Raw genomic sequence first — 25932 nt, forward strand, 5'->3', positions numbered from 1 at the left:
ATTCTCTGTTGAATGTGTATTTTCTTACGTACTTTACATAAAGTAATTTCGGATCTTGGTAAGTGTATCTTCAAGTACTTCATCGGAATGCGCTGTTGAAAGGAACATTGCTTCAAATTGAGAAGGTGCCAGATGGATTCCCTGTTTCAGCATGGCTAGGAAATAATCTGCAAATGCTTTTGTATCAGAAGACTTGGCTGAAGTATAATCCACCACTTCTTCTTTTGCAAAAAACAGGCTTCCCAGAGAAGAAACATGATTTACATGATATTCACTTCCTGCCTCTTTCAGGATTTCTTCAATTCCTCCATACAGTTTCTGGCCTTTTTCTTCCAGCTCCTTATATACTTCCTGATGTTCATACAGATATTTCAGCTGTGTAAGTCCTGCTGCCATTGCAATCGGATTTCCACTTAAAGTACCAGCCTGATATACCGGACCTGCAGGAGAAACCATTTCCATGATTTCTCTTCTTCCGCCATATGCTCCCACCGGCATACCCGCACCTATGATCTTGCCGTAAGTCACCATATCCGGTGTTACGCCAAAATATTCAGCGGCACCGCCAAATGCCAGACGAAATCCTGTAATAACCTCATCAAAGATCAACAGTGTTCCATGCTGATCGCACAAAGTACGAAGGCCTTCCAGAAAACCTTTTTTCGGAGCAACCACACCCATGTTGGCAGCTACCGGTTCAACAATCACCGCTGCAACCTGTCCTTTTGCCTGCTCCAAAAGAGCTTTTACACTGTCAAGATCATTATAGACCGCGGTCATCGTATCCTGGGTACATCCCTTTGGTACACCGGCGCTGTCTGGTACCCCACTCGTCATCACACCAGAACCGGCACTTACCAGCAGCGCATCACTGTGTCCATGGTAACATCCGGCAAATTTAATGATTTTGTCCCTTCCTGTATAGCCTCTGGCTGCACGGATCGCACTCATAACTGCTTCTGTACCGGAATTTACCATACGTACCATTTCCACATGTGGAAGATGCTCACAGATAAATTCTGCCATTTCCACTTCAATCTCTGTAGCACATCCAAAGCTCAAGCCTTCCGCACATGCTTTTACCACTGCCTCCCGGATTTCTGGAAAATTATGTCCAAGGATCATTGGTCCCCAGGAGTCAATATAATCAACATAACAGTTATCATCTACATCATAAATATGGCATCCATCCGCACGTTTGATAAATCTCGGTGCCATTCCAATTGCACCATAAGCTCTTACCGGACTGTTAACCCCTCCCGGAATTCTTTTGACCGCCCGTTCAAATAATTCTTCTGATCTTCCCATTATCCAATTCTCCCTTCATCAATAAAACGTGCAAGTTCTTTTGCATAATAGGTAAGATATATATTCACACCTGCTCTGTATGCACTTGCTGCCATTTCGCAGACGATTTTTTCTTCATCGATCCAGCCCATTTTAGCGGCAGCCTTGACCATGGCATATTCACCGCTGACACTGTACGCTGCGATCGGTACATTGGTTGCTTTTGATACTTCTGAAACCATATCAAGATAAGACATTGCCGGCTTGATCATAATAATATCTGCACCTTCTTCAATATCTGTCAGTGCCTCTTTCATTCCTTCACGACGATTATGGTAATCCATCTGGTAACTTTTACGGTCTCCAAAAGATGGTGCAGAACCTGCCGCATCACGAAACGGGCCATAAAAAGCCGATGCATATTTGACTGCATAAGACATGATTGGTGTTTCTTTATGTCCTGCTTTATCCAAGCACTCACGGATTGCACGCACACGGCCATCCATCATATCGGAAGGCGCCACCATATCAGCACCTGCCTCTACATGAGAGAGTGCTGTCTTTGCAAGCAGATCTAACGTCGCATCATTTTCAACCTCATGTCCGCAGAGCACACCACAATGGCCATGAGAAGTATATTCACACATACATACATCTGTAATATAGTAAAGATCCGGGAACTGTCTTCTGGCCTCTCTCAGTGCTTTCTGAACAATTCCGTATTCATCATATGCGCCACTGCCCACTTCATCTTTATGATCTGGAATACCGAAAAGCATGATGCTGCTGACTCCTGCTTTCTGCAGACGTTCCAGTTCATATGGAAGACGATCCACACTGTAACGGTACTGTCCCTCCATAGACGGAATTTCCTCTTCAATTCCAGTACCTTCTTTTACAAAAAGCGGATAGATCAGCGATGATTTATCAATTCTTGTTTCTCTTACCATTTTACGTAATGTTTCACTTCCACGAAGTCTTCTTGGTCTCTGAATCAGATCCATTTTAATGCACCTCTTCCTTATTTGTTTACCTTATCTGTTTTTTATTTTAACAACCAGTTCTACAAGCGAATCAATGGTTGCTTTTTCTGACATATATGTCTGCATTCCATAATCGTCTGCCGCAGCTTTTGTCTGTTTTCCAATGCATGCCGCAGTAACTTTGGAGTAATCCAAAAGCCCGGTACTCTCTACAAATCCTTTTACAGTAGATGCGCTTGTAAATACTACACAATCTATGGAATCACTTTCAATTTCCCTGTCAATATGAATCAGACTGCTTTTCTCATATACTGTATCATAGGTTGGAATATCACTGACCTGTCCACCTTGTTCCTTAAGAATCTTTACAAGCTTCTGATTGCCTCTTCTCGCCCTCGGCAGGAGAATCTTCTCTCCTCCTTGAAGTTTCACTGCCAGTGCTTCGCCAAGTGATTCGCCATCATAAACTTCCGGAATCAGATCAACAAGAATGCCCCTGTCTTCCAGAACTTTTGCCGTGCCCTGACCAATTGCAGCAATCTGTGCTCCTGCCAGACTGCGAATATCTTTATGTGCTTTTTTCAGCTCATCAAAAAAGATTTCCACCCCGGTCGGACTGGTAAATACGATCCACTGGTAAGAGGAAATTTCCTCAAATGCATGAACAAGTGTACTCTGATCTTCAAGCGGAACTGTTCGAATTGATGGAAGTTCCAGAACTTCCGCGCCCCTTCTGCGCAATTCCTCCGCGGTTCGTGAACTACGCCCCTTTGGACGGGTTACAAGAACTTTCCATCCTGCAAGAGGAAGTTTTTCATACCAGCCAAATTCATCTGCAAGTCTGCATACCTTTCCGACAACAATGATCGCCGGTGTTTCTATTCCCTGACGGTCTACTTCCTCCTTCAGAGTTGCTACGGTTGCCACCACCCTCTTTTGATCTGCCGTAGTTCCCTTTTGGAGAACGGCCGCCGGCATAGCCGGATCCATTCCAGCTTCAAGTAAACCAAAACAAATATCTGACAGTGCCGCAATACCCATCAGAAATACCAGAGTTCCCTTTGTATTGACCAGAGCTTTAAAATCTATATCGTATTCCTTTCCGGCACGTCTGTGTCCGGTAATAATATGCACAGAAGAGCAAAAATCCCTGTGCGTTACCGGAATTCCATTATATGCAGGAACTGCAATGGATGAAGTCACACCTGGAACGATTTCATAGGGAATACCATTTACAGTCAGAAGTTCCAGTTCTTCTCCGCCCCTTCCAAAAAGAAACGGGTCTCCTCCTTTCAAGCGAACCACGCGCTGACCTTTCTGCGCTTCTTCAAGCAATACCTGATTGATCTGTTCCTGTGGCATCGTATGCTTATCAGCACGTTTTCCTACATCGATCAGACGAGCCGTGGTCGGCACTTTTGCAAGGACCCCCTGCCCCACCAGGCTGTCATATACCACGACCTCCGCCTGCTGAAGCACTTCCATACCTTTCAGTGTGAAAAGCCCGATATCACCCGGTCCGGCTCCCACAAGCCACACTTTTCCTTTTTTCATACTGGCTCTCCTCCTGTATATTTGTCGTTCTCCTGTTCTTCATGCTCACGCTTCATTTGTTCGGCCAGACACATACCCAGGCGGGCCGCTTCTGTCTTTGGTCCTCGGATACTGTCTTTAAAATATCTGCCATCTTTTTCCCTGTAATAAAGTCCTCGAAGAAACAGCTCCTCACCTTCCACAATACCAAATGCAGCAACCGGTGAGGAACAGCCTCCGTCCAGATATCTGACAAAAGCTCTTTCTGCAGTGCCTGCTATCCATGCATCCTCGTCCTTATATCCACTCAGATATTCATATTTCAGGCCTTTATGTCCCTGTACGGCAAGAATCCCCTGTCCGGCTGCCGGAAGAATCTCATCTGCTGAAAAATAACGATGAATTCTTTTTTCCAGGCCCAGACGCTTCAGGCCTGCTGCCGCAAGGATCAGCCCCGCATATTCTCCTGCATCCAGCTTACGCAGTCTTGTCTGAAGATTTCCCCTGATACTTTTCACTTTCATATCCGGATAAATTGTTTGCAGCTGCAAAGTGCGACGAAGACTGGAACAGCCCAGAGGTTTCAAAGGATCCAGGCTGGCTGCACCCTCCGGCAGCACCAGAACATCTCTCGGATCCTCTCTTCTGGAAAAAGCAAGCAGTGGCAGGTCTTCCGGAACTTCCATCGGCATGTCTTTCAGACTGTGCACAGACAGCATTGTTCTGCCTTCCAGCAATGCCTTGTCCAGTTCTTTTACAAAAAGGCCTTTTCCGCCAACTTTGTCAAGTGTCCGGTCAAGGATTTTGTCTCCAGTTGTTTTCATTGTAAGAATTTCAACATCCAGTCCCGGATGCTGTTCTTTTATGTAATCACGTACCATCTCACTCTGTAAAACAGCAAGACGGCTCTCTCTGCTTCCGATAATAACTTTATTCTTCGCTGTTGTCTGTATCATCTGATGCCTCCATTGCTTCCTGAATTGCCAAGCGGACTTTTTTGGCTCTGCTGTGATCCAGGCCACTGGCGGTAATTCCGATCACAACTTCATCTTTCATATAAATACCCGGGAAATAGAAATCGCATTTACTCTTATCGTCTGCAACATTGACATAAATTCCCTCTTCTTTACAGACGCGGTATATCTCATCGTTTAATTTCCAGTCGTTTGTAGCTGCGATCACCATATATGCCATATCAAAATCTGACCTTTTTACCGGACGTGTAATCAGATTGACATAACCGGTTTTGCCAAGTTCCTGCAGCTCCATAGTCGATTTCGGTGCAATTGCCGTAATATTTCTTGTAAACTGCAGCAATGTCCTTATTCTCCTGGTCGCAATATTTCCGCCACCAACTACAACGATCTTTTTATCGGACAGATCAATAAACATCGGAAAATATCGTTTATTCTTCATATACTTTCTCCAATCCTGCCACACATTCCAGAAAAGCTTCCTGATTCAGGCTGTCTCTGAGCCCAAAGATCATTTTATTGACAACTTTTCCCGCTGCGGTATCCACTGCCTCGAGAAGCTGCACTCTGTCTTCTTCCTGCATAGGTGTCTTTTTGAGTATCTTTTCAATACGGAGATTCAGATCCTGAACAGCCTCTGCCTTAATCTCCTGAATTCTCGGAATTACATCTCTTCCATCCAGCCACTGAAAAAATTCAGCCATCTGTTCTTCTACGATTGCAGCTGCCCTGACCAGACTCTCATTGGCTTCCGGTGACAGTTTTTCTGTATGGAAGCTGTCCATATCATAAAGCGTAATATTTTCTTTTCTGCCCAGAGATGGTTCAATGTCTCTCGGAACCGCAAGATCCAAAAGCAAAAGTGGCTTCCGGATCGTAATGTCCCGGAACAATTCTTCCCGCAAAGTAAAATTCGGGCTGGCGGTCGCACTGACTACAATATCGCAGTTTGGCAAAAAGTTCATGCGTTCTCCATAATGAATGCGGCTGCATCCTATCGGAATACTCACCATACCACTGCGGTACTGACGGACAGTTACCGTTACATTTGCCCCTGCATCCCGCAAAGTCTGTGCTGCAACTTTTCCCATTTCACCATTTCCGATCACCATGCAGATTTTTCCATGCATATCATATCCCTGCTCTTTCAGGTGACTGACCGCCTGATGGATAACCGATGGATTTCCATGTGCAAGTGGTGCTTCTGTCTTGATTTTCTTTCCGGCTGTAACAGCCATGCGAAAAAGGACTTCCAGTATACTATCTGTCGTAAAATGTTCCCTTGCAAGGTTCAGTGCATCTTTAATCTGCGTCAGGATCTGATCTTCACCCAGAATCTGAGATTTCAGTCCTCCTGCCAGATAAAAAAGATGTTCTGCAGCCTCACGGTCTGTTCTTGAAACAAAATAAGATTCATAAGAATCATCCTGTATATTTTTAAGCTGGCAAAGGCACTGGTAAAGAGAAAGTTCCTGGTCGTCTTCGTGGCTTGCCCAAATTTCAAGACGATTGCAGGTTGAAAGTATGATACAGCCATGGATTCCTGCTGTCTCTTTGAGTTTTTCCATTGCTTCACCGGCATTTTTCTTTGTAAACGCAAACAAAGCCCGGATATCTACGGGCGCTCTGTCATGATCGATGCCTATCATGGATATTGTCATGATATGTAATTCTCCTTTGTTGATGTATAATACCCTTTCCTGAACGAAATCCACCCCTGTCTGAGGTGGATTTTCAGGAAAACATACCGTTTTTATGATAGACTTTTCATGCTGGATTGTCAATGGAATTGAATGGATTTACTCGACATTTTTAGTTGCGATGATGGCGACACCTGTATGCGCAATATCTTTAAGAATCACATCTCCGATATGCACAGGTGCAGAAACAGTAATATTTTTAAGTGCATGAATACAGTCAAAAATTTTATCTTTTGGAATATCGCTCTGTGTTTTGACAGATACCATATTTTCAACACCACCAGATACGTGAACGGTTGTTGTTACAATACGAGTCGGATCTGTTACCTCCTTCTTTCCATATATTGCACCTCTTTTACAGGTATTTCCTTCTACACTTAATACGGTTCCATTTTCTATTTTCACTGTAAGCGGGCAGCCCATTGGACAGCCAATGCATGTCAGATTTCTCGTCTCCATACTCTATTCCTCCTCAATTTTAAGTGTGATTTTATCTGCATATGGATATCCCAGCAGCTGTTCTTTTGTCAGTTTGATCTGTTCCATCTCACCAGGTGCCACTACCGGACGTTTTCTGTGGATAATTCTCTCTTTACCTAAATAACAGCTAATATAACAGTTTTTATATACTCCGCCGACGCGGAAACGAACTGTCAGCTCTTTTGCCATATGTTCTATGCGAATCACGGAAGGAACCGTATATCTTACTCCTGCTTCTGGCACCAAAAGTATTTCTCGTGCATCTTTATAGGATTCACCTGCATTCTCTTTTCTCCGAACATACATGGATGCATTCCGTCCGGCAGCTGCAGCCTCTTCCGATACAAAATCCACCAGATCATGAACATGAAGCACATTTCCACATGCAAAAACACCTTCCATGTTTGTTTCCAGGCTTTCATTTACCCTTGGGCCTGAAGTGACCGGATTCAGTTCAACTCCCATTCCACGTGAAATTTCATTTTCCGGAATCAAACCAACCGAAAGAAGCAGCGTATCACATTCATATTCTTCCTCTGTTCCAGGAATTGGCTTACCTGACTTGTCTACTTCTGCAAGAGTAATACCCTCCACTCTTTCTTTTCCTTTTATATCGATTACAGTATGGCTAAGTTTCAGCGGAATTCCAAAATCATCCAGACACTGTACAATATTTCGCTTCAATCCGCCGGAATATGGCATCAGTTCTGCAACAACTTGTACTTCTGCACCTTCCAGAGTCATTCTTCTTGCCATGATCAGACCAATATCACCTGATCCAAGAATCACAACTTTGCGTCCTGGAAGATATCCCTCAATGTTAACAAGACGCTGTGCAGTTCCTGCCGAAAAAATGCCTGCCGGACGGTATCCCGGAATATTAAGTGCTCCCCGGGAACGTTCTCTGCATCCCATTGCAAGAATCACTGCTTTTGCCTGGATCTGAAACATTCCATCTTCACGGTTTATCGCTGTTATAACCTTGTCAGCACTGATATCCATGACCATAGTGTGTAATTTATACTTTATTCCCAATTCAATAACCTGTGTGATAAAACGTCCAGCATATTCCGGTCCTGTCAGTTCTTCCTGAAATGTATGAAGACCAAATCCATTGTGAATACACTGATTCAGAATTCCTCCGAGTTCCTTGTCTCTTTCAAGAATCAAAATACTTTCTGTTCCATTCTTTCGTGCTGCAACAGCTGCCGACAATCCTGCCGGGCCACCACCAATGATTACAATATCATATGTTTTCATTTGTTTCCCTCCTGAAATGAATCTTTATTTACGCCTTCAATGATTCTGGAATCTCCGCCACATTTTGTAATTTTTCCAATTGGAGTTTCAAGTTCTCTCGCAAGAATCCCCATTGTTCTCGGTGAACAGAAGCCTGCCTGACATCGTCCCATGCCTGCTCTGGTACGTCGTTTGACACCATCAAGGGATCTGGCTCCAACAGGTCTTTTGATCGCATCAATAATTTCCCCTTCGCTTACCATTTCACATCGGCAAATAATATTTCCATAAGCCGGATTGCGACGAATATATTCGTTTCTCTCTTCAAGCGACATTGCATTCAGGTCAGCAATACCTTTTCTTGTTGATACAAAGTTTACTTTTTCTTTCAGGTCATATTTTTTCTTAAGAATATCTGCAACCATTTCTCCGATTGCCGGTGCACTGGATAATCCCGGGGATTCAATTCCGGCACAGTCTATAAAATCTTTTTCCGTTTCTCCAATAATAAAATCATCTCCGTCTTCATGGGCTCGAAGACCTGCAAAAGATGTGATCACCTGTCTTGTCGGAATATTTCTGACGCTGTTGGAGGATTTGATAAGTACCTGATCCAGCCCATCTCTTGTTGTATTTGTTCCTTCTTTATTTTCAATATCCTGTGCAGTTGGACCAATCAGCAGATTTCCATGAACAGTAGGCGTAACCAGAACACCTTTGCCAAATTTTCCCGGGAGTGCAAAAACTGTATGACTCACATGGCTGCCCGCACTTTTGTCAAGGAGACAGTATTCACCTTTACGTGGTATAATATGAATTTTCTTTTCGCTGACCATATTATGAAAACGATCAGCATAGACTCCAGCTGCATTAATAATACATTTTGTTTCATAAGTACCACTAGTTGTTTCAATTTTCCAGTTCTCTGTACCAGAAGAAATCCGTGAAATGTTTAATACTTCTGTATCAAAACGAAACTCCACTCCATTGACACAGGCATTTTCCGCAAAAGCAATCGTCATATTAAACGGACACACAATTCCACCGGTTGGCGCGTACAGAGCTGCGTACACATTTTCAGACACATTTGGTTCCATCTCCAGCACTTCATCATGATTCAAAATCCGAAGCTTCTTTACCCCATTTGTAATTCCTTTTTCATAAAGCTTCTGTAGATTTGGATAGTCTTTTTCGTCCAGACATAGCACAAGTGAACCATTCCGTTTAAATGGAAAATCCAGTTTTTCAGCCAGTTCTCCAATCAGCAGATTTCCTCTTACATTTAATTTTGCTTTCAAAGTTCCCGGTTCTGCATCGTAACCGGCATGGATGATCGCACTGTTTGCTTTGGAAGTTCCACAACATACATCTTCCTCTCTTTCCAGTACACAGGTTTTTATCTGATAACGGGACAGTTCTCTTGCAACTGCCGTACCGGTAACTCCAGCACCAATAATGATCACATCATATTTTTCCATTTTTATTTTCCTCCTCATTGTTGAATTCTATATAAGAAAAAGCCCGACAAATAAACCCATGTATCATGGATCTAATGTCAGGCTCTCTTCTCTCATGCCATCATATATTTTTATTTTTGTAATCAGTTTTCTTCATCACGTGCCCATCCGTAGGCATATTTGACTGCTTTCTCCCATCCACGAATGCGTTTACTTCGCGCTTCATCTGTGATCTCTGGGATAAAGGTCTTATCAATTGTCCAATTCTGAAGGACTTCTTCCTTGCTGGTCCAGTATTTGACAGCAAGCCCTGCCAGATAAGCAGCACCCATGGCCGTTGTCTCTACGCATCGTGGACGATTGACCGGAGCGTTAATGATATCTGCCTGCGTCTGCATCAAAAAGTCATTCGCACTGGCTCCTCCATCTACCTTAAGTGAAGCCAGTTGAATACCGGAATCTGCTCTCATGGACTGTAGCACATCATTTACCTGATATGCAAGAGAGTCCAGCGTCGCACGGATGATGTGATATTTATTTACCCCACGGGTAATTCCAACGATCGTCCCCCTCGCATACTGATCCCAGTGTGGAGCTCCCAACCCGGTAAAAGCTGGCACAACATAACAACCATTTGTATCTTTGACTTTCTTTGCCATATATTCCGAATCCTCAGCAGAATCAATCAGACGCATTTCATCTCGAAGCCACTGGATTGCAGCTCCTGCAACAAAAATCGAACCTTCCAACGCATAATTCACTTTGCCATCCAGGCCCCAGGCAATTGTCGTAACCAGGCCATTTTCGGAAAAAACAGGTTTCTCACCCGTATTCATCAGAAGAAAGCAGCCGGTACCATATGTATTTTTTGCTTCGCCTGGCTGGAAACAAGTCTGTCCGAACAATGCAGACTGCTGGTCTCCTGCAGCTCCTGCAATCGGAATTGGTCCTCCCAGGAAAGAAGGATCTGCCGTACCATAAATACAACTGGACGGTTTTGGTGTCGGAAGCATAGATTTGGGGATATTCAGTTCTTCAAGTATTTCATCATCCCACTGCAGCGTATTGATATTAAACAACATTGTTCGGGATGCGTTGGAATAATCTGTAATATGTACTGCACCCTTGGTCAGTTTCCAGATCAGCCAGGTTTCGACTGTTCCAAAAAGAAGGTCTCCACGTTCTGCTTTTTCTCTGGCTCCCGGTACATTATCCAAAATCCATTTTACCTTAGTTGCTGAAAAATACGCATCGATCACCAGCCCGGTCTTCATACGGAATTTATCGGTGAGTCCCTTTGCTTTCAGAGAATCACAATACTCAGATGTCCTGCGGCACTGCCATACGATTGCATGATAGATTGGATCACCGGTGTTTTTATCCCAGACAATTGCAGTTTCACGCTGATTCGTAATACCAATTGCCGCAATATCGCATGCCTCTGCTCCAATCATATTCATCGCTTCAACTGCTACACCAAGCATGCTTGCCCAGATTTCATCCGCATCATGCTCTACCCAGCCTGGCTTCGGAAAATACTGGTGAAATTCACGCTGTGTCACGCTGCACATTTCTCCTTTTTCGTTAAATAAGATACAACGATTGCTGGTTGTCCCCGCATCCAGCGCCATAATATATTTGTTCATATAAAAACCTCCCTTTTAAAAGTGTACTGGAATTACAAATTCCACACTTTATGATTGGTTGAAGAGACGGCTGTCGCTCCGGCAGTGAGGGCTCCCATCACGGATTCTTTGTCAGTGATCAGACCTCCGGCGATCACAGGCACTTTGATTTCAGCACACAGTCTATGTATAACTTTTGGCATTGCACCTGGAAGAACTTCAATGAAATCAGGATGTACACTGTGCTGCTGTGAAAGAATATTCTCGTATGCCATCGAATCCAAAAGGAAATAACGAAGTACCGTATACATAGAAAGTTCTCTGGCCTTTCGGACCAATGCCGGCTTTGTCGTAATGATTCCATCAGCTTCTGTATTATTCTTTAGAAATTCAACAGCAATTTCTCTCGTACTTAATCCTCCGATCAGGTCAACATGGATCATCGCAATCTTACCCGCTTCTTTAACCTTTTGTACAATGTCGGCAATAGAACAGATATCTCCAAATAAAATAAACACCACATGTATATCTGAAAGGCTGCAACACTTCTCCAGATCTTCCATATTTTTCACTGCTGCTATGATTGGGTTTTCTTCTACTGCCTCCCAGAATATACGTTCCATCTTAAGTTCCTTCCCCACTGTTCTTTGCAAAAAAAATGAGCACAAGTAAAACAGCGATCCACTGTTTCCAATATGCTCTCCTGTCTCGGCATGAATTATTTTTTATCTGAAATAAATATACCACAGATAATCAAAAAACACAATAAAAAAGAGGTTAAATCTTTTTTATTGTGTTTTTACAAAATTATCATTCTGTTTATTATACCGTTATGTATTATTATAATTTTTAATACACAAACCTATTAAGGAAGTACCCTTAAATTACCCAAAAGTTGTCCGTACAAACAACCTTCCTGTATGTTTCAAATCTAAACCATTTATTGTGTACCTCAGAGCGTTTCTCTACCGTAACCTCTTTTGCTTCCGCAAGGAATTTTTCAAGATCCGCTCTGCTCTTCACAAGCAATGCCATTCCTCTCTCATCTACAACAGGAAGTCCCGCATAACGATAGTCTTCAATCTTCTGAATATCTTCCACCTTGCCATCGCGGATCAAAACTGCTGCGCCATCCTCTACAGAAAGAATATCAAAATATTCTGGATATTTGAAGCTGTCCCCAACAGCCGGCACTTCGTCACCGACATGATAAGTCTTCTTATCAGAACCAGCTTTGGACATCATCACATTTTCAAGATTAAAATAAAATTCTTCAAATACATAACCACCGACTTTGATGTCATCTTTCTGGAAATATGGTTTCTCTCCGTCATTTTCTACTGTTTCAAGCACACCACAGGCAGATGTCATATGGCTTACGCGGTCGATCAAAATCATCTCGCCAAGTGTCTTGTGTTTCTTAAACTCGTCAAGAACGATCTTCTCAGCCAGTTCGATCTCACACAGAGCAATCTCATTTTTCTCAATATGATCTGCTGAGATATGTTCACCTGTATTGACATCGATTTTATATTTAATGCTACGGATGAATCCAGGAATTCTCTTGGTTCCCAGTTTGACCAGATACTCTTTTCCAAGTGTCAGCTTACTGTCATCCATCCAGAGAAGTGTTGCAGTAAAGCTTTTTGCTACGGAGAGCCGGGCCTGGTCAGTGAGTACGCAGCCTCGGCTGACATCTACTTCTTTATCAAGCTGGATCGTTACTGCCTGTCCTGTCACTGCTTCCTCTACGGAAGTACTTCCGTTCAGAAGAGATTTTACCGTTGCAGCCTCATTGCTTGGAAGTGTGGTGATAGTCTGTCCGACTTTGATCTTACCACTTTCAATCTGTCCCTGAAAACCACGGAATTCGTGGTTAGGACGGCAGACTCTCTGAACCGGCATGTAGAATCCTGCTTCGCTCTCTGTCTCTGTCACATCGACTGTTTCCAGATGATTCAAAAGTGTTTTGCCTGTATACCAAGGCATGTTCTCAGATTTTACAGTTACATTGTCTCCTTCTGTCGCACTGACCGGAATGATCACAACATCCTGAAGTCCAAGATTTTCTGAAAGTTCATTGATGTCTTTTACAATCTTATTGAATCTTTCTTCGCTATAATCTACGAGGTCCATCTTATTGACAGCAAATACAAAATGATGGATTCCCATCAGGGCACAGATACGGCTGTGGCGTCTTGTCTGTACCAGAACACCCTGTTTTGCATCGACAAGGATGATTGCAAGCTGTGCAAAAGAAGCACCAACTGCCATGTTTCTTGTATATTCTTCATGTCCCGGTGTATCTGCAACGATGAAGCTTCTCTTATCTGTTGTAAAATAACGATAGGCAACATCAATGGTGATACCCTGTTCTCTCTCTGCCATCAGACCATCCAGAAGAAGTGAATAGTCGATTGCACCGCCTCTGGATCCTACCTTACTGTCAAGGATCAGGGCTTTTTCCTGGTCTGCATAAAGCAGCTTAGAATCGTAAAGTATATGTCCGATCAGTGTAGATTTTCCATCATCCACACTTCCGCAGGTAATAAATTTCAGTAAACCGCTCATTCTAAAAGTACCCCTCTCTCTTTCTCTTTTCCATGCTGGCTGCACCGCCGTCAGAATCAATGATTCGACTGGTTCTTTCAGATTCTACAGAACTTAATGTCTCGTCGATGATCGCATCAAGAGTATCTGCATCAGAAAGGATACCACCGGTCAGTGGATAACAGCCCAGAGTACGGAAACGGACTTTTTTCATTTCCGGTTTCTCGCCAGGTTTGAGACGCATACGGTCATCATCCACCATAATGATGTTTCCGTCACGATATACTACCGGACGCTCTTTTGCAAAGTAAAGAGGCACGATCGGAATATTTTCTCTTTTTATGTACTGCCAGATATCTTTCTCTGTCCAGTTGGAGATTGGGAAAACACGGATACTCTCGCCTTTGTTGATCTCTGTATTGTAAAGTTTCCACATCTCCGGTCTCTGGTTCTTCGGATCCCAGGCGTGGTTTTCATTACGAAAAGAAAAGATCCTCTCTTTGGCACGGCTCTTTTCCTCATCACGACGGCCGCCTCCGAATGCTGCGGTAAATCCGTATTTGTTGAGGGCCTGCTTCAAAGCCTGTGTTTTCATGATATCAGTATAAGCGGATCCGTTGTCAAATGGGTTGATTCCCTGCTTCACACCGTCCTCATTGATATATTCCAGCATTTCGATTCCAAGATCTTTTGCTGTCTTGTCACGAAACTCGATCATTTCCTTGAATTTCCAGGTTGTATTTACATGTAAAAACGGGAAAGGTGGTTTTTCCGGATAAAAGGCTTTCAGTGCGAGATGAAGCATCACTGAGCTGTCTTTTCCAATGGAATAAAGCATAACAGGTTTTTCGCATTCTGCTGCCACTTCCCGGATAATATATATTGCTTCTGCTTCCAGTTCATCTAAATGTGATAATCCGCTCATAGTTCTACTCCTGTGCTAATATTTTGTACTAATATTTATTGGAATTTCGCCGGTCAACGCTGATGACCAGTTCACTGCCGTCAGATCTGGTGATGTTCCAGTTGAGGAGATCACCTTTCTGGGTAACATTCATGGTTCCACCCATACCACCGATATCTGCGCCAAGATAAAATTCAATGGCTCCTGCCTTACATTCTTTTACGCAGGAAACGCAGCCCCAGCAGTTTTTCGGGTATTTCATGACTGCTTTTCTGCCTATGATCTGAATCAGGGTACCAGGACATACTTCCTGGCATTTACCGCAGCCGACACATCGCTCTTCACGAATTCGTATGCTCATAAGTATCCCCCTTTACCAGATCCCGGAACAGAATACGGATCTTTCCGTCTTCCATTCTGGAATTTACATATTTTTCAAACTTCTGGTCTGTTTCCGGATGATCTAGATTCTCATTGAAAGAATGCCATCTGGTTTCTTTTCTATTCTTAAGATGCTCGATCAGCACCTGACAGACAAGAAGTCTTTCTTTTAATTCGTATGCAAAAAGAAGTTCATGCATATCTTCTGCACCGACCTGATCTGCCAGTTCACTTAATCTTGTAATTTTTTCTTCTGCAAGATTTAACTGTTTCTCATTGAACTGATAGTTGCTGGCGATTCCACCTGCATATTCGTCCATGACTTTCTGCATGGCTTCTTCCAGTTCGTCGATGGTAAACAGTCCGTTTTCTCCATTGCGAATCTTTTCGTAGTCAGCAAGGATCATCTGTGCCTGTTTTTCGATTTCGGATGTTTCTTCACTGTGATCGTCTTTTAACTGTTCGATGATTGCGAGAGAGGCGATCTTGCCCTCTGCCAGAGCACCGGTTACATATTTCTGAGGACATCCGCCTGCCACATCACCGGCTGCATAAAGTCCGTGGATGGTAGTCTCTCTTCTGGTATCTACCCAGAATCCACTGGCTGTATGACCACCTACGATGTACGGTTCTGTTCCCTGGATCTCTACGTCCTGTTCGCTCGGCATCTTGCCGCTCTCGATCCATTTGAGGGTCTGGCTCGGTGCCATGTTCAGGTATGCTTTGAGAAGATCCTGATCCTGTTCGGATGTGATACCGGAAGTCTTAAGGTAACACGGGCCATGACCAAGCTGGTTTTCTTTGACGGTTCCATACACACGCTGGCTGGTAGTCAGACCATAAATATGCTCGTAGACTTCGCCTTTGGAGTTGACCTGCTTTGCCTGCACGCCCTGTGCGATGGTTCCTGTCGGAGCAATCGTATCTTTACAGCGAAGTGCGATAAAACGCATCTCAAAGGTTGTCATTTCTGCACCGGAACGGATTCCCATTGCGTATCCGGCTCCTGTATTGAATGGCGGATACCACATTTTATGTCTGGAAAATCCCGGATTGTTTGGTTTGTAGAGACCGGCAGCTCCGCCTGTTGCGATCAGAACAGCTTTCGCATGGATCACATAGGCAGTTTCTTCCATGATGGAAAAACCGACAGCTCCGTAGACTCTTCCATTTTCCGTAAGAAGGTCTGTGATGTTTACGTAGTTGAGAACATCTACGTTTTCACTTTTATATACGGCATCCGCAAGAAGTGGTTTGAAGTTTTCGCCATTGATCTTAATGTTACGGTTTCCTCTTGCCACATAGTCTCCGTTTTCATCTTTAAGGATCACGAGACCAAGTTTTTCCATATCTGCCGTTACTTCGTTAAATTCTTCTGCGGCTGTCAGAAGGAGGTCGTTTCTGACGATTCCTGCCGCATCTTTAGTTGCGTAATCTACGTAGTCCTGTGGTCGGCGGCCTTTTACAATATAGGCGTTGATCGCGTTGACACCTGCTGCAAGACAGCCGCTTCGTTTGATATTTGCCTTTTCTGCAACAAGAATGTTAAGTCCAGAGTTTCTGCTGATTGTGAGTGCGGCATAACAGCCTGCAGTTCCGCCGCCTATGATCAGGACATCTGTATGTAAGTGTTTTACCTGTAAGGGTTTGCTCATGGTTTTTTCTTCCTTACTTTATTCTGTGATCTCGATCTCGTGGATCGTGACATTTTTTTCTTTGTCGATTCCGAATGCTTTGAGTACCGGATTTCCTTCTTCCATAAGGGAGAGGATAAGGTATTCAATGGTCGGGTCAAATGCCAGGCGTTTGTCTTCTTCGGATGGGCGGGATGGGGATTCCGGATGGGAATGGAAGTTTCCGATGATCTTGTATCCGTTTGCTCTGGCATCTTTGAGGGCTGCAAGCTGCTCTTTGGGATCCATGGAAAAATGTTCTCTGCTGGCATCCACATTTGTGAGGAGATAGACCTTCGTGACGGTGATCTCTTCGTCTTCTTCTGTTCCTGCAAGGAGGCCGCAGGATTCATTTGGGAGGCCGGCGGTGCAGTGCGTCAGGATGGTATTATAGTGTGATTTTTTTAAATATAATTTCATAATAAAAGTTCCTCTAATAACTACGTGTACATGATAAACAATTCACCGAAGATACGCTCTCGCTGCCTTCGATTGGTAGCGGTACATAAGTGACCACAATACGGTCACTAAGTACCGACCATCTCAGAGCATCTTCTTATGAATTTGTTTATCTGTACACTTGAATTTAGCTCCACACGGTCAGCTTCGCCAGTTTCAGCTAATGGCTACCAAAATTCTGTGCCGAAGGCATTGTAATATATCTTTTAGTGCAATTTGTCTTAGTATAATTGTTATCTCTGCGTATTCACAGTGTGCGGATAAATATTTCGAGAGAAGATGCTCTGAGACGGCCGGTACTTAGGGATTGTTTTTTAATCCCTTAGTATCCGCTGCCAGTCGAAGGCAGCGAGAGCGTATCTTCGATGAAATATTTGATCTCGCACACGTAAGGCTATAGTCTATAATCTATAATCCATATTACATATGCATGTCGCATTCTGCCTGCTCGTAATCGATCAATTTGGTGATCGTCGGATGATCACCGCATACCGGGCAGTCATGGTTCTTTGGAAGTTTAATGGTACGGAAAGTCATAGACAGTGCATCATAGGTAAGAAGTCTTCCTGTGAGAAGTTCTCCTTTGCCGATAATGTATTTGATTGCTTCCATTGCCTGAAGGCTTCCGATGACTCCACCCATAGCTCCGATAACGCCGGCCTGTTTACAAGTTGGTACTGCGTCCTTCGGCGGCGGATCTTTAAATACACATCTATAACATGGTCCTTCTCCTGGAACATAGGTCATAAGCTGGCCTTTGAAACGGATGATTCCTGCATGAGAGAATGGTTTCTGTGCCATGACACAGGCATCATTGATCAGGAATTTTGCCGGAAAGTTATCGGTTCCGTCAATAATAAAGTCGTAGTCTTTGATGATATCCATGATATTCTCGGATGTGATGAACTTGCGGTATGTATTTACTTTGACATCCGGATTGATTGCCTGCATGGTTTCTTTTGCCGACTTTACTTTTGCTTTTCCAAGGTCTGCTGTTGTATGGATAACCTGTCTCTGAAGATTGGAAAGATCAACTTCATCCGCATCGGCAATTCCGATCGTTCCTACACCTGCTGCCGCCAGATACATAGCTGCCGGTGCTCCAAGTCCACCTGCCCCAATAATCAGTACACTGGCGTTCAGGAGTTTTTTCTGTCCTTTGGCACCAACCTCTTTGAGGATGATATGACGGGAATAACGCTCTAACTGTTCATTCGTAAATGCCATTATCTTGCTCCTCCTCCCATGAAGTACAGGAATTCGATTTCATCACCGTCTTTCACTTCTGTGGATTCAAAAGCTCCACTTTCTACGAATTCATCATTGATAGTTACTGTAACATACTGTGGTGTTTCTACATCCTCTTTCTCAATCAGTTCTTTAACTGTAAGTCCTTCCGGATATTCTTTCTTTTCTCCTGCTACTTTGATAAACATAATGATTATTCTCCTTTTATATATTTGATCACGCACACATAAACTTATTAAATAAACTTATCAAAGATATTCTTCAAACAGTGCTTCTACTTCTTCCTGTTCTTTCAGTCCGACTACTTTCCCCTTCTGTTCTCCGTTCACAAAACAGATCACCGTCGGAACAGACATAACCTTATATTGCTCAGCAAGTGCCTTATCATAATTTACGTTCACTTTGTAAATATAAACAGTATCCTCATGTTCATCTTCGATATCCCCAAGTATTCCTGCCATCTGTTTGCATGGAATACAGGTATCAGAGTAAAAATCAACGAGGACCGGCTTATCTGCTTTTAACACTTTTTCTTCGAAATTCTCTGCATTGATTCTGAGTGCCATATCATTCATCCTCTACTTTCTTAACGATCAGGGTAAATGTATCATCCCCATTGTCTTCCAGTTTCAGAATCTGATGTCCTTCTTCTTTAATACTTCTCGGAACATTCTGTACCGGTTCTCCATTATTCATACGAACAGCAAGAATCTGTCCGTCATCAAGTTCCTCCAGCGCAACCTTTGCTTTTACAAATGTTACCGGACATACAACATCCGTAATATCTACGGTATCATCAATTTTATAATCAGCCATCATAAGCTCCTTTCAGTACTTCGTACAGTTTTTCTTCTCCAACTCGATCAATTGTAAATTTGAATCGCTCTCCTGCATTTGCATGATCTGCAAAAAACTGGATGGCTGCATCTGTCACACGGAACAGCTGCTCTTCAGAAGTGATCAGTGGAAGGAATTCTCTTCCCTTACTGATATGATTTCCAAAAGTACCACCAAATGATACAAGAAATGCCTCATTTACATCCCATGCATCTACCGGACAGGATTTTGCACATCTGCCACAATAGTTGCATTTTTCATTATCGATGATCAGTTTATCATCCTGGAAAGAAATTGCTTCTTCACGACATGCCTTTTCGCAGACACCACAATGAATACAGGTATCTTCTTTCCAGCTGATCTGTGCTGCTCCCTTGATTCCAACATCATTTTCTTCTGCTTTGAGGCAGTTGTTCTGACATCCCGTCACACCAAATTTAAACTTGTGAGGAAGTTCTCGTCCAAAATATCTTTCGTTTAATTTTACTGCGATGTCATAGCTGTTGATATTTCCACTTGGACAGACTGCATTGCCCTGACAGGCTGTTACTGTGCGGACTCTCGGTCCACAGACACCCGGACGACATCCACCTTTGGCAAGATCTGCTGTTACATCATCAATATCGTCTAATTTAATAAAAGGAATCTCAACTCCCTGTCTGGAAGTCAGATGAACATATCCATCTCCGTATTTTTCTGCAACTTCCGCAATCTTTTTGAGGTTCTCTGCCGTAAGAGCTCCACCAACGCAGGCAAGTCTGAGTGAAAAATTATTTTTCTGTTTCTGGCGCATAAATCCGCCTTTTTTTAAGGTTGCGTAATCAACTTTTGCCATTTTCGTCATCTCCTTCTATTACTCTTTTGAAATCTTCTTTCAAATCTTCTATATCTTCAATTCCGACACTGATTCGAATCATATCATCATAAACTCCTGAGAGTTCTTTTTCCTCCTGTGACAAATGAGCTGCTATCGTACTCGATGGATGAATCACTAGTGTCTTGGTATCTCCAATATTGGAAACCAGCCATGGAATTTTCAATTCATTTAATATCTGAAAAGCTCTTTCTTTGCTTTCTGTTCTTAATGTAATGATTGCTCCAAATCCACCATGGAACTGTTTTGCCGCAATCTCATGATATGGATGTTCCTTAAGTCCCGGATAGGAAACCGTAATGCCGTGTCCTAATCCATTCAGAAACTCCGCCAGCTCCATGGCGTTACTACAGTGGCGCTGCATTCGAAGACCAAGTGTCTCAAGTCCCAGATTATTGAGAAAAGCATTCTGTGGTGCCAGACAGGCTCCCATGCTTCGAAACAATCCGTTTCGCAATTTAGCAAGATAAGCAAAAGGTCCAAACTTTTTGAATTCTTTCATTCCTGGATATTTATCTGCATCCCATTTAAACTTTCCGCCGCTTATCAGTATACCACTGATTGCATCACTGCTTCCATTGATATATTTAGAAGAGGAATGAATAACTACATCTGCTCCAAGTTTCAATGGATTGATCAGATAAGGTGTCGCTACTGTATTATCCACAAGAAATGGAATTCCATATTTATGTGCAATTTCTGCAACTCCCTGAATATCCGTGACATCCAGTTTCGGATTTCCGATTGTCTCAGCAAAAACAGCTCTGGTCTCAGGGGTGATTTCCGCCTCAAAAGCCTGCGGTGTATTGACTTTTACATAAGTTGTCGTAACACCATATACTTTCAGCTCATCCAGAAGTTCCACAGTTCCTCCATATAAGCCAGCTGCTGCAACAACATGGTCTCCTCTCTGAAGGACATTCATAAGAGCCATGCTAAGTGCCGCCATGCCGGAAGAACACGCCACACTTCCAATCCCGCCTTCAAGCTTTGCCATCCTTTTTTCAAAAGATTCTATCGTCGGGTTGTTGATTCTTGTGTAAGAATACCCAGCCATTTTATTTGAAAAGATTTTCTCAAGTTCCTCAGCTGTATCATGACGGAATGCACTGGACTGGTAGATCGGTACCTGTGTCGCACCGTGAGGATTGTTACCCTCTGTCCCATGAAGCAAAGTTGTATTAAAACCGTATTCTTTCATTCCTGTGCTCCTTTTTTCTTTTCATTTGTGTTGGTATTACTATATACCTATAAACATACCATGTCAATAGGTAATGTATGCTTTTTTCCATTTTTTCTATAAATTTACAATTTTAAACTTTATTACGCAGAAAAAAAGAACAGCCACTGTACTTCTGACAGTTCTGTTCTCTTGATCCGACAGCTATTTTACTTATTCTGATCTGCCCTTTGTTCCGCGCTATTCATCAGATTACATAGTCTCCTGTATCTGTGCTCTGCTCCAGAAGGTCTTCCAAAGTAATTCCGTCAAAATATTCATTGAGCAGCTTATAGAAACCTTCCCACATCTGCAGTGTTTTGCAGGATGACGCTCTCTCGCACTGATTCGGATGATCATCCAGACAGGCAACCGGTGCCATTGAACCTTCCGTGATACGCAGGATACTTCCGATCGTATATTCAGCAGGAGTCCTGACCAGGCGATACCCTCCACCTTTTCCTCGAAGCGCTTTGACAAATTTCTGTTTGCTCAAGACAGAAACAATGGACTCGAGATATTTCTCAGAAATCTCCTGTCTTTTCGCAATGTCCATTAATGGAATATACTCTCCATTATTATGTTCTGCAAGATCCAGCATAACGCGGATCGCATAACGTCCTCTCGTTGATATCTTCATGAAATCCCCTCCATAAACCTATTATACCACAAGGTTATAGGGAAAACAAGTGTCAATCATCAGATTACAAGATAATCTTCTCTTGCAGAGCTGTTCTCCAGTGCATATACTTTGTTTTCTTTTATTACAAAAAGCCGCTGTACAAACACATCCACTTTTTCTCCCTGACGGACCAGGGGTTCATCCAGTCCTCTTCTTGCAGACAGCACAACTTCTCCAAGTTTCAGCTGAAGTTCAAAATAACTGCCTCTGAAAGCCACACGTTCAACATCTGCTTCCGATGCAGAACTTTTGTATTTCTGTACTTCATTTTTTCTGGTCACCTTTACAAACTCAGGACGTACAATTGCATATTCTGCACCCGGAATATCTTCAAAGTAATTGAAGACATGATAATCCCTGACTGTAGCCGCCTGTCCAAAAAAAGACGCACTAAAAGCAGTTTCAGGACTCTGATATACCTCTACCGGGCTGCCTTTCTGTTCAATATGTCCCCGGTTTGTAATAATGATCTCATCTGCCACTTCAATTGCCTCATCCTGGTCATGCGTAACAAAAATACTGGTGATCCCAAGTTTTTCAATCATATCCTTCAACCACGTACGAAGTTCCTGTCGGATTTTTGCATCAATCGCTGCAAACGGCTCATCCAACAGAAGAAGCTGCGGATTTGGTGCAAGAGCTCTCGCAAAAGCCACTCTCTGTCTCTGACCACCGGAAAGTTGACTTGGATATCTTTTTTCAAGTCCTTTCAGTCCGATCAGTTCAATCAATTCCGTTACTCTTTTTTTAATATAGGTTTTATCCGCTTTCTGTACTTTCAGACCAAATGCAATATTGTCATAAACTGTCATGTAACGAAATAACGCATAACTTTGAAATACAAATCCTATTCCACGTTCGCTTGCCGGTATATCATTCACTACTTTTCCGTCAATAATGATCTCCCCGCTGTCTGGCTGTTCCAGTCCCGCAATCATACGTAGTATTGTCGTTTTTCCACTTCCACTTGGTCCAAGCAGACCGATCAGTTTTCCTTTCTCAATTCCGAAGGAAACATGATCTGAAGCTTTATAGCCCCCAAAGGTTTTATTGATATCTTTTAATTCCACGTACATTATGCTTCCTCCTCTTTTTTGCCTTTATACTCCATGATGCTTCGAATGACCAGAAGAATAATTGCCATGATTACCAGAATTGATGATACAGCAAATGCCGAAACATACTGGAATTCATTAAATAAAATTTCTACATGCAGCGGCAATGTATTCGTCAGTCCCCTGAGATGACCTGACAGTACAGATACTGCGCCAAATTCCCCCATGGCTCTTGCAGTACAGAGTACGATTCCATACAACAGCGCCCATTTGATATGTGGAAATGTTATTTTTGAAAAAATCGTCCATCCTTTTGCTCCCATAAGTGCTGCTGCTTCTTCCTCATCCGTTCCAATCGACTCCAGTACCGGAAGCAATTCACGAAAAACAAATGGAAATGTTACAAATACAGTCGCCAGAATGATTCCCGGAACAGCAAATACAATCTGGATATTTGCTTTTTGCAGATACGGGTAAAGAATGCTCTGTTTTCCAAATACAAGAAGATAGATCAGACCTGCAATGATTGGCGAAACCGTGACTGGTACATCGATCAGAGTCGTCAGAAATTTTTTCCCTTTAAACTGAAATCGCGTCACTGCCCAGGCTGCACATAAGCCCAAAACAGTGTTACATAATACCGCAGTGACTGTTGCTTTTAACGTCAGCATCAGTGCAGCGATCGTAAAAGAATCTGTCACCGCTTCCACATAAACCTGCCATCCTTTTTTCAATGCCTCCGTTACAACTACAATCAAAGGAAGCACCAGCATAACAAAAAGAAAGAGAATGCTGATTCCGATCAGCAGATATTTGACCAGCTTTGATTCTTTTTTCTTACCCATCACGCATTGCCTCCTCTCAGTCTTTTTGAATTGCGTGCCTGCATCAGATTCATCAGAAACAGAATCAGGAATGAAGCCACCAGCATAACCAGTGCAATGGATGTGGCACTTTTATAATCAAATTCCTGTAATTCAGACATAATGATCAATGGTGTGATCTCTGTTTCATACGGTCTGTTTCCTGCAATAAATACTACGCTTCCATATTCTCCCAGGCATCGTCCAAATGCAAGTCCGGTTCCAGTCAAAAGCGGCGGTAAAAGTTCCGGAAGAATCACTCTTCGAAAAATATAGGCTGGCTTTGCGCCCATAACTCTTGCCGCTTCTTCATAAGAACCATCCAGTTTCTCAAGAACCGGCTGAACAGCTCTCGCTACAAAAGGAATCCCCACAAAGATCAGTGCAAATGTAATTCCAAGCTTTGTATAGGCAATCTTAATTCCAAACTTTGCAAAAAAGCTTCCGATCAGTCCCTGATCCGAAGTAAGGGAAGTCAGAGAAATGCCTGCTACTGCTGTTGGAAGCGCAAATGGAAGTTCAATCATTCCATCCATGATCCTTTTTCCCGGAAATTCATAACGTACCAGCACCCATGCCAGGATCAGCCCCATCACTGCATTTACAAAAGAAGCTCCAAGAGCCGTAATAAAACTCACATAAAAACTGGATAAAATTCTTTTACGGGTTATAACCTCAATAAATTCATTAAACCCAAGTTGGGAAGAATAGATTACAAGTGACGCCAGCGGAATCAGAACAACAATGCTCAGCATAGTGATTGTCACACCCATCGTCAGTCCAAATCCCGGTATCACTCTTTTTTTGCTTTTTTTCATAATATCCACTCCTCATCTTCTAGTTTCCATAGATTCTGTCAAAAACTCCTCCATCTGCAAAATGTTTCCGCTGCACTTCCTGCCAGCCGCCAAAATCATCAATCGTCTTCAGTTCCATATTCAGATCAAAAACATCACTGTATTCCTCCAAAATTTCCTGATTGACCGGACGATAATAATTCTCAGCTGCAATTCTCTGTGCGTCATCAGAATACAGATAATTCAGATATTCCCTGGAAACTTCTTCTGTACCACGATTCTCTGCGACCTCATCCACAACAGCTACCGACGGTTGAGCCAGAACACTGATACTCGGAGCAATGATCTCAAATTCATCCGGATCATCTTTTACAGAAAGAAATGCTTCATTTTCCCAGGCAATCAGCACATCTCCCTGCCCGTTTTCTACAAAAGAGGTCGTAGCACTTCTTGCTCCGGAATCCAGTACCAGAACATTCTGGTATAATTTCTTTATAAATGCTTCCATCTTCTCTTCATCATTATTATATATTTTCTGAGCATAAGCCCAGGCTGCCAGATAATTCCATCGTGCACCGCCGGATGTCTTCGGGTTTGGAGTGATCACATCGACATCATCTCGGATGAGGTCATCCCAGTCCTGGATATTCTTTGGATTTCCTTTCCGTACCAGAAATACGATCGTAGATGTGTACGGAGCACTGTCATCAGGAAGTTCTTCCTTCCATCCACTCTGAATCATGCCGGCATTTTCGATTGCATCAATATCATAATCAAGTGCAAGTGTCACTACATCTGCCTGCAGGCCGTTGATCACTTCCAGTGCCTGTTTGCCGGAGCCTCCATGTGACTGGATCACATCAACATCCTGTCCTGTTTTTTCTTTCCAGTGTTCCTTAAAAATCTCATTATAGGACTCGTAAAGTTCTCTTGTCGGATCATAAGAAACATTGATGATATGTATGTTTGAACCTGCACCGGCATCGTAAGAACAGACGCCGGCAAATGCAGCTATTCCAAGTACTGATACCAGGCAGATGTTTCTGAATTTCTTTTTTATCATTTATTCCACTCCCGTTGGATGATCATTTCGTTAACATATGTGATTGGTA

The 25932-nt window shown here is 43.0% G+C and carries 27 protein-coding genes; all 27 read right to left on the reverse strand.

Annotated elements, in window-relative coordinates; genetic code table 11:
* Positions 1-33: 33 nt before the first annotated feature.
* Positions 34-1308, reverse strand: a complete 1275-nt coding sequence (gene hemL / locus NQ503_RS10350; protein ID WP_005425435.1) for a glutamate-1-semialdehyde 2,1-aminomutase — start codon at positions 1306-1308, stop codon at positions 34-36.
* Positions 1308-2291 carry a porphobilinogen synthase gene (hemB, locus tag NQ503_RS10355; RefSeq protein WP_055055201.1) on the reverse strand — a complete coding sequence of 328 codons (984 nt, stop codon included), beginning with the start codon at positions 2289-2291 and terminating at the stop codon, positions 1308-1310. Before hemB ends, hemL begins: the two co-directional genes overlap by 1 nt.
* A gap of 30 nt (positions 2292-2321) precedes the next feature.
* Entirely contained in the window at positions 2322-3824 is a 1503-nt protein-coding gene (gene cobA, locus NQ503_RS10360; protein ID WP_005425431.1) for a uroporphyrinogen-III C-methyltransferase, read from the reverse strand.
* Complete coding sequence (hemC, locus tag NQ503_RS10365) at positions 3821-4759, reverse strand: hydroxymethylbilane synthase (protein WP_005425429.1); 939 nt, start codon at positions 4757-4759, stop codon at positions 3821-3823. The genes cobA and hemC overlap by 4 nt, the downstream gene beginning before the upstream one ends.
* On the reverse strand, positions 4734-5219 hold the full coding sequence (locus NQ503_RS10370; RefSeq protein WP_005425427.1) for a precorrin-2 dehydrogenase/sirohydrochlorin ferrochelatase family protein: 486 nt from the start codon (positions 5217-5219) through the stop codon (positions 4734-4736). The genes hemC and NQ503_RS10370 overlap by 26 nt, the downstream gene beginning before the upstream one ends.
* Positions 5209-6438, reverse strand: coding sequence for a glutamyl-tRNA reductase (gene hemA, locus NQ503_RS10375; RefSeq protein ID WP_129796101.1), 1230 nt, complete (start codon positions 6436-6438; stop codon positions 5209-5211). Before hemA ends, NQ503_RS10370 begins: the two co-directional genes overlap by 11 nt.
* Before the next feature lie 138 nt (positions 6439-6576).
* Positions 6577-6936 (reverse strand): DUF1667 domain-containing protein, encoded by a 360-nt coding sequence (locus tag NQ503_RS10380; protein WP_044925762.1) that lies wholly within the window; start codon positions 6934-6936, stop codon positions 6577-6579.
* Between the two features lie 3 nt (positions 6937-6939).
* Positions 6940-8217: an NAD(P)/FAD-dependent oxidoreductase gene (locus tag NQ503_RS10385; RefSeq protein ID WP_005425512.1), complete on the reverse strand. Its 1278-nt coding sequence runs from the start codon at positions 8215-8217 to the stop codon at positions 6940-6942.
* Positions 8214-9674, reverse strand: a complete 1461-nt coding sequence (locus NQ503_RS10390; protein WP_154648336.1) for an NAD(P)/FAD-dependent oxidoreductase — start codon at positions 9672-9674, stop codon at positions 8214-8216. The genes NQ503_RS10385 and NQ503_RS10390 overlap by 4 nt, the downstream gene beginning before the upstream one ends.
* 122 nt (positions 9675-9796) lie before the next feature.
* Entirely contained in the window at positions 9797-11299 is a 1503-nt protein-coding gene (glpK, locus tag NQ503_RS10395; RefSeq protein WP_005425514.1) for a glycerol kinase GlpK, read from the reverse strand.
* A 32-nt stretch (positions 11300-11331) separates the two neighbouring features.
* A complete protein-coding gene (locus NQ503_RS10400; protein WP_005425515.1) occupies positions 11332-11901 on the reverse strand; it encodes a glycerol-3-phosphate responsive antiterminator in 570 nt (189 codons plus the stop codon).
* Between the two features lie 256 nt (positions 11902-12157).
* Positions 12158-13849 carry a sulfate adenylyltransferase subunit 1 gene (locus NQ503_RS10405; RefSeq protein ID WP_005425518.1) on the reverse strand — a complete coding sequence of 564 codons (1692 nt, stop codon included), beginning with the start codon at positions 13847-13849 and terminating at the stop codon, positions 12158-12160.
* 1 nt (position 13850) lies between these two features.
* Positions 13851-14753, reverse strand: coding sequence for a sulfate adenylyltransferase subunit CysD (cysD, locus tag NQ503_RS10410; RefSeq protein ID WP_005425519.1), 903 nt, complete (start codon positions 14751-14753; stop codon positions 13851-13853).
* Positions 14754-14781: 28 nt separating this feature from the next.
* Positions 14782-15093, reverse strand: a complete 312-nt coding sequence (locus NQ503_RS10415) for a 4Fe-4S dicluster domain-containing protein (RefSeq protein WP_005425520.1) — start codon at positions 15091-15093, stop codon at positions 14782-14784.
* Complete coding sequence (locus tag NQ503_RS10420; RefSeq protein WP_005425521.1) at positions 15074-16768, reverse strand: adenylyl-sulfate reductase subunit alpha; 1695 nt, start codon at positions 16766-16768, stop codon at positions 15074-15076. Before NQ503_RS10420 ends, NQ503_RS10415 begins: the two co-directional genes overlap by 20 nt.
* An 18-nt stretch (positions 16769-16786) precedes the next feature.
* Complete coding sequence (locus NQ503_RS10425) at positions 16787-17206, reverse strand: M67 family metallopeptidase (RefSeq protein ID WP_005425522.1); 420 nt, start codon at positions 17204-17206, stop codon at positions 16787-16789.
* Between the two features lie 459 nt (positions 17207-17665).
* Positions 17666-18472: a HesA/MoeB/ThiF family protein gene (locus NQ503_RS10430; protein WP_005425523.1), complete on the reverse strand. Its 807-nt coding sequence runs from the start codon at positions 18470-18472 to the stop codon at positions 17666-17668.
* Positions 18472-18681: a sulfur carrier protein ThiS gene (gene thiS / locus NQ503_RS10435; protein WP_005425524.1), complete on the reverse strand. Its 210-nt coding sequence runs from the start codon at positions 18679-18681 to the stop codon at positions 18472-18474. The genes NQ503_RS10430 and thiS overlap by 1 nt, the downstream gene beginning before the upstream one ends.
* A 60-nt stretch (positions 18682-18741) precedes the next feature.
* Positions 18742-19059, reverse strand: coding sequence for a thioredoxin family protein (locus tag NQ503_RS10440; protein WP_022389391.1), 318 nt, complete (start codon positions 19057-19059; stop codon positions 18742-18744).
* A 1-nt stretch (position 19060) separates the two neighbouring features.
* Positions 19061-19309, reverse strand: a complete 249-nt coding sequence (locus tag NQ503_RS10445; RefSeq protein WP_044925765.1) for a sulfurtransferase TusA family protein — start codon at positions 19307-19309, stop codon at positions 19061-19063.
* On the reverse strand, positions 19302-20165 hold the full coding sequence (locus NQ503_RS10450; RefSeq protein WP_022389389.1) for a 4Fe-4S binding protein: 864 nt from the start codon (positions 20163-20165) through the stop codon (positions 19302-19304). The genes NQ503_RS10445 and NQ503_RS10450 overlap by 8 nt, the downstream gene beginning before the upstream one ends.
* Positions 20152-21405, reverse strand: a complete 1254-nt coding sequence (locus NQ503_RS10455; protein ID WP_005425528.1) for an O-acetylhomoserine aminocarboxypropyltransferase/cysteine synthase family protein — start codon at positions 21403-21405, stop codon at positions 20152-20154. The genes NQ503_RS10450 and NQ503_RS10455 overlap by 14 nt, the downstream gene beginning before the upstream one ends.
* Positions 21406-21631: 226 nt before the next feature.
* Complete coding sequence (locus tag NQ503_RS10460; RefSeq protein WP_005425531.1) at positions 21632-22063, reverse strand: RrF2 family transcriptional regulator; 432 nt, start codon at positions 22061-22063, stop codon at positions 21632-21634.
* A 59-nt stretch (positions 22064-22122) separates the two neighbouring features.
* On the reverse strand, positions 22123-23181 hold the full coding sequence (locus tag NQ503_RS10465) for a sulfate/molybdate ABC transporter ATP-binding protein (protein ID WP_005425532.1): 1059 nt from the start codon (positions 23179-23181) through the stop codon (positions 22123-22125).
* Positions 23181-24005 carry a sulfate ABC transporter permease subunit CysW gene (gene cysW / locus NQ503_RS10470; RefSeq protein WP_117627725.1) on the reverse strand — a complete coding sequence of 275 codons (825 nt, stop codon included), beginning with the start codon at positions 24003-24005 and terminating at the stop codon, positions 23181-23183. Before cysW ends, NQ503_RS10465 begins: the two co-directional genes overlap by 1 nt.
* Entirely contained in the window at positions 24005-24841 is an 837-nt protein-coding gene (gene cysT, locus NQ503_RS10475) for a sulfate ABC transporter permease subunit CysT (protein WP_022389386.1), read from the reverse strand. Before cysT ends, cysW begins: the two co-directional genes overlap by 1 nt.
* A 19-nt stretch (positions 24842-24860) precedes the next feature.
* Positions 24861-25883, reverse strand: coding sequence for a sulfate ABC transporter substrate-binding protein (locus NQ503_RS10480; protein ID WP_005422347.1), 1023 nt, complete (start codon positions 25881-25883; stop codon positions 24861-24863).
* Positions 25884-25932 lie beyond the last annotated feature (49 nt).

It is taken from the genome of Blautia obeum ATCC 29174 (assembly GCF_025147765.1).
Classification (GTDB): domain Bacteria; phylum Bacillota; class Clostridia; order Lachnospirales; family Lachnospiraceae; genus Blautia_A; species Blautia_A obeum.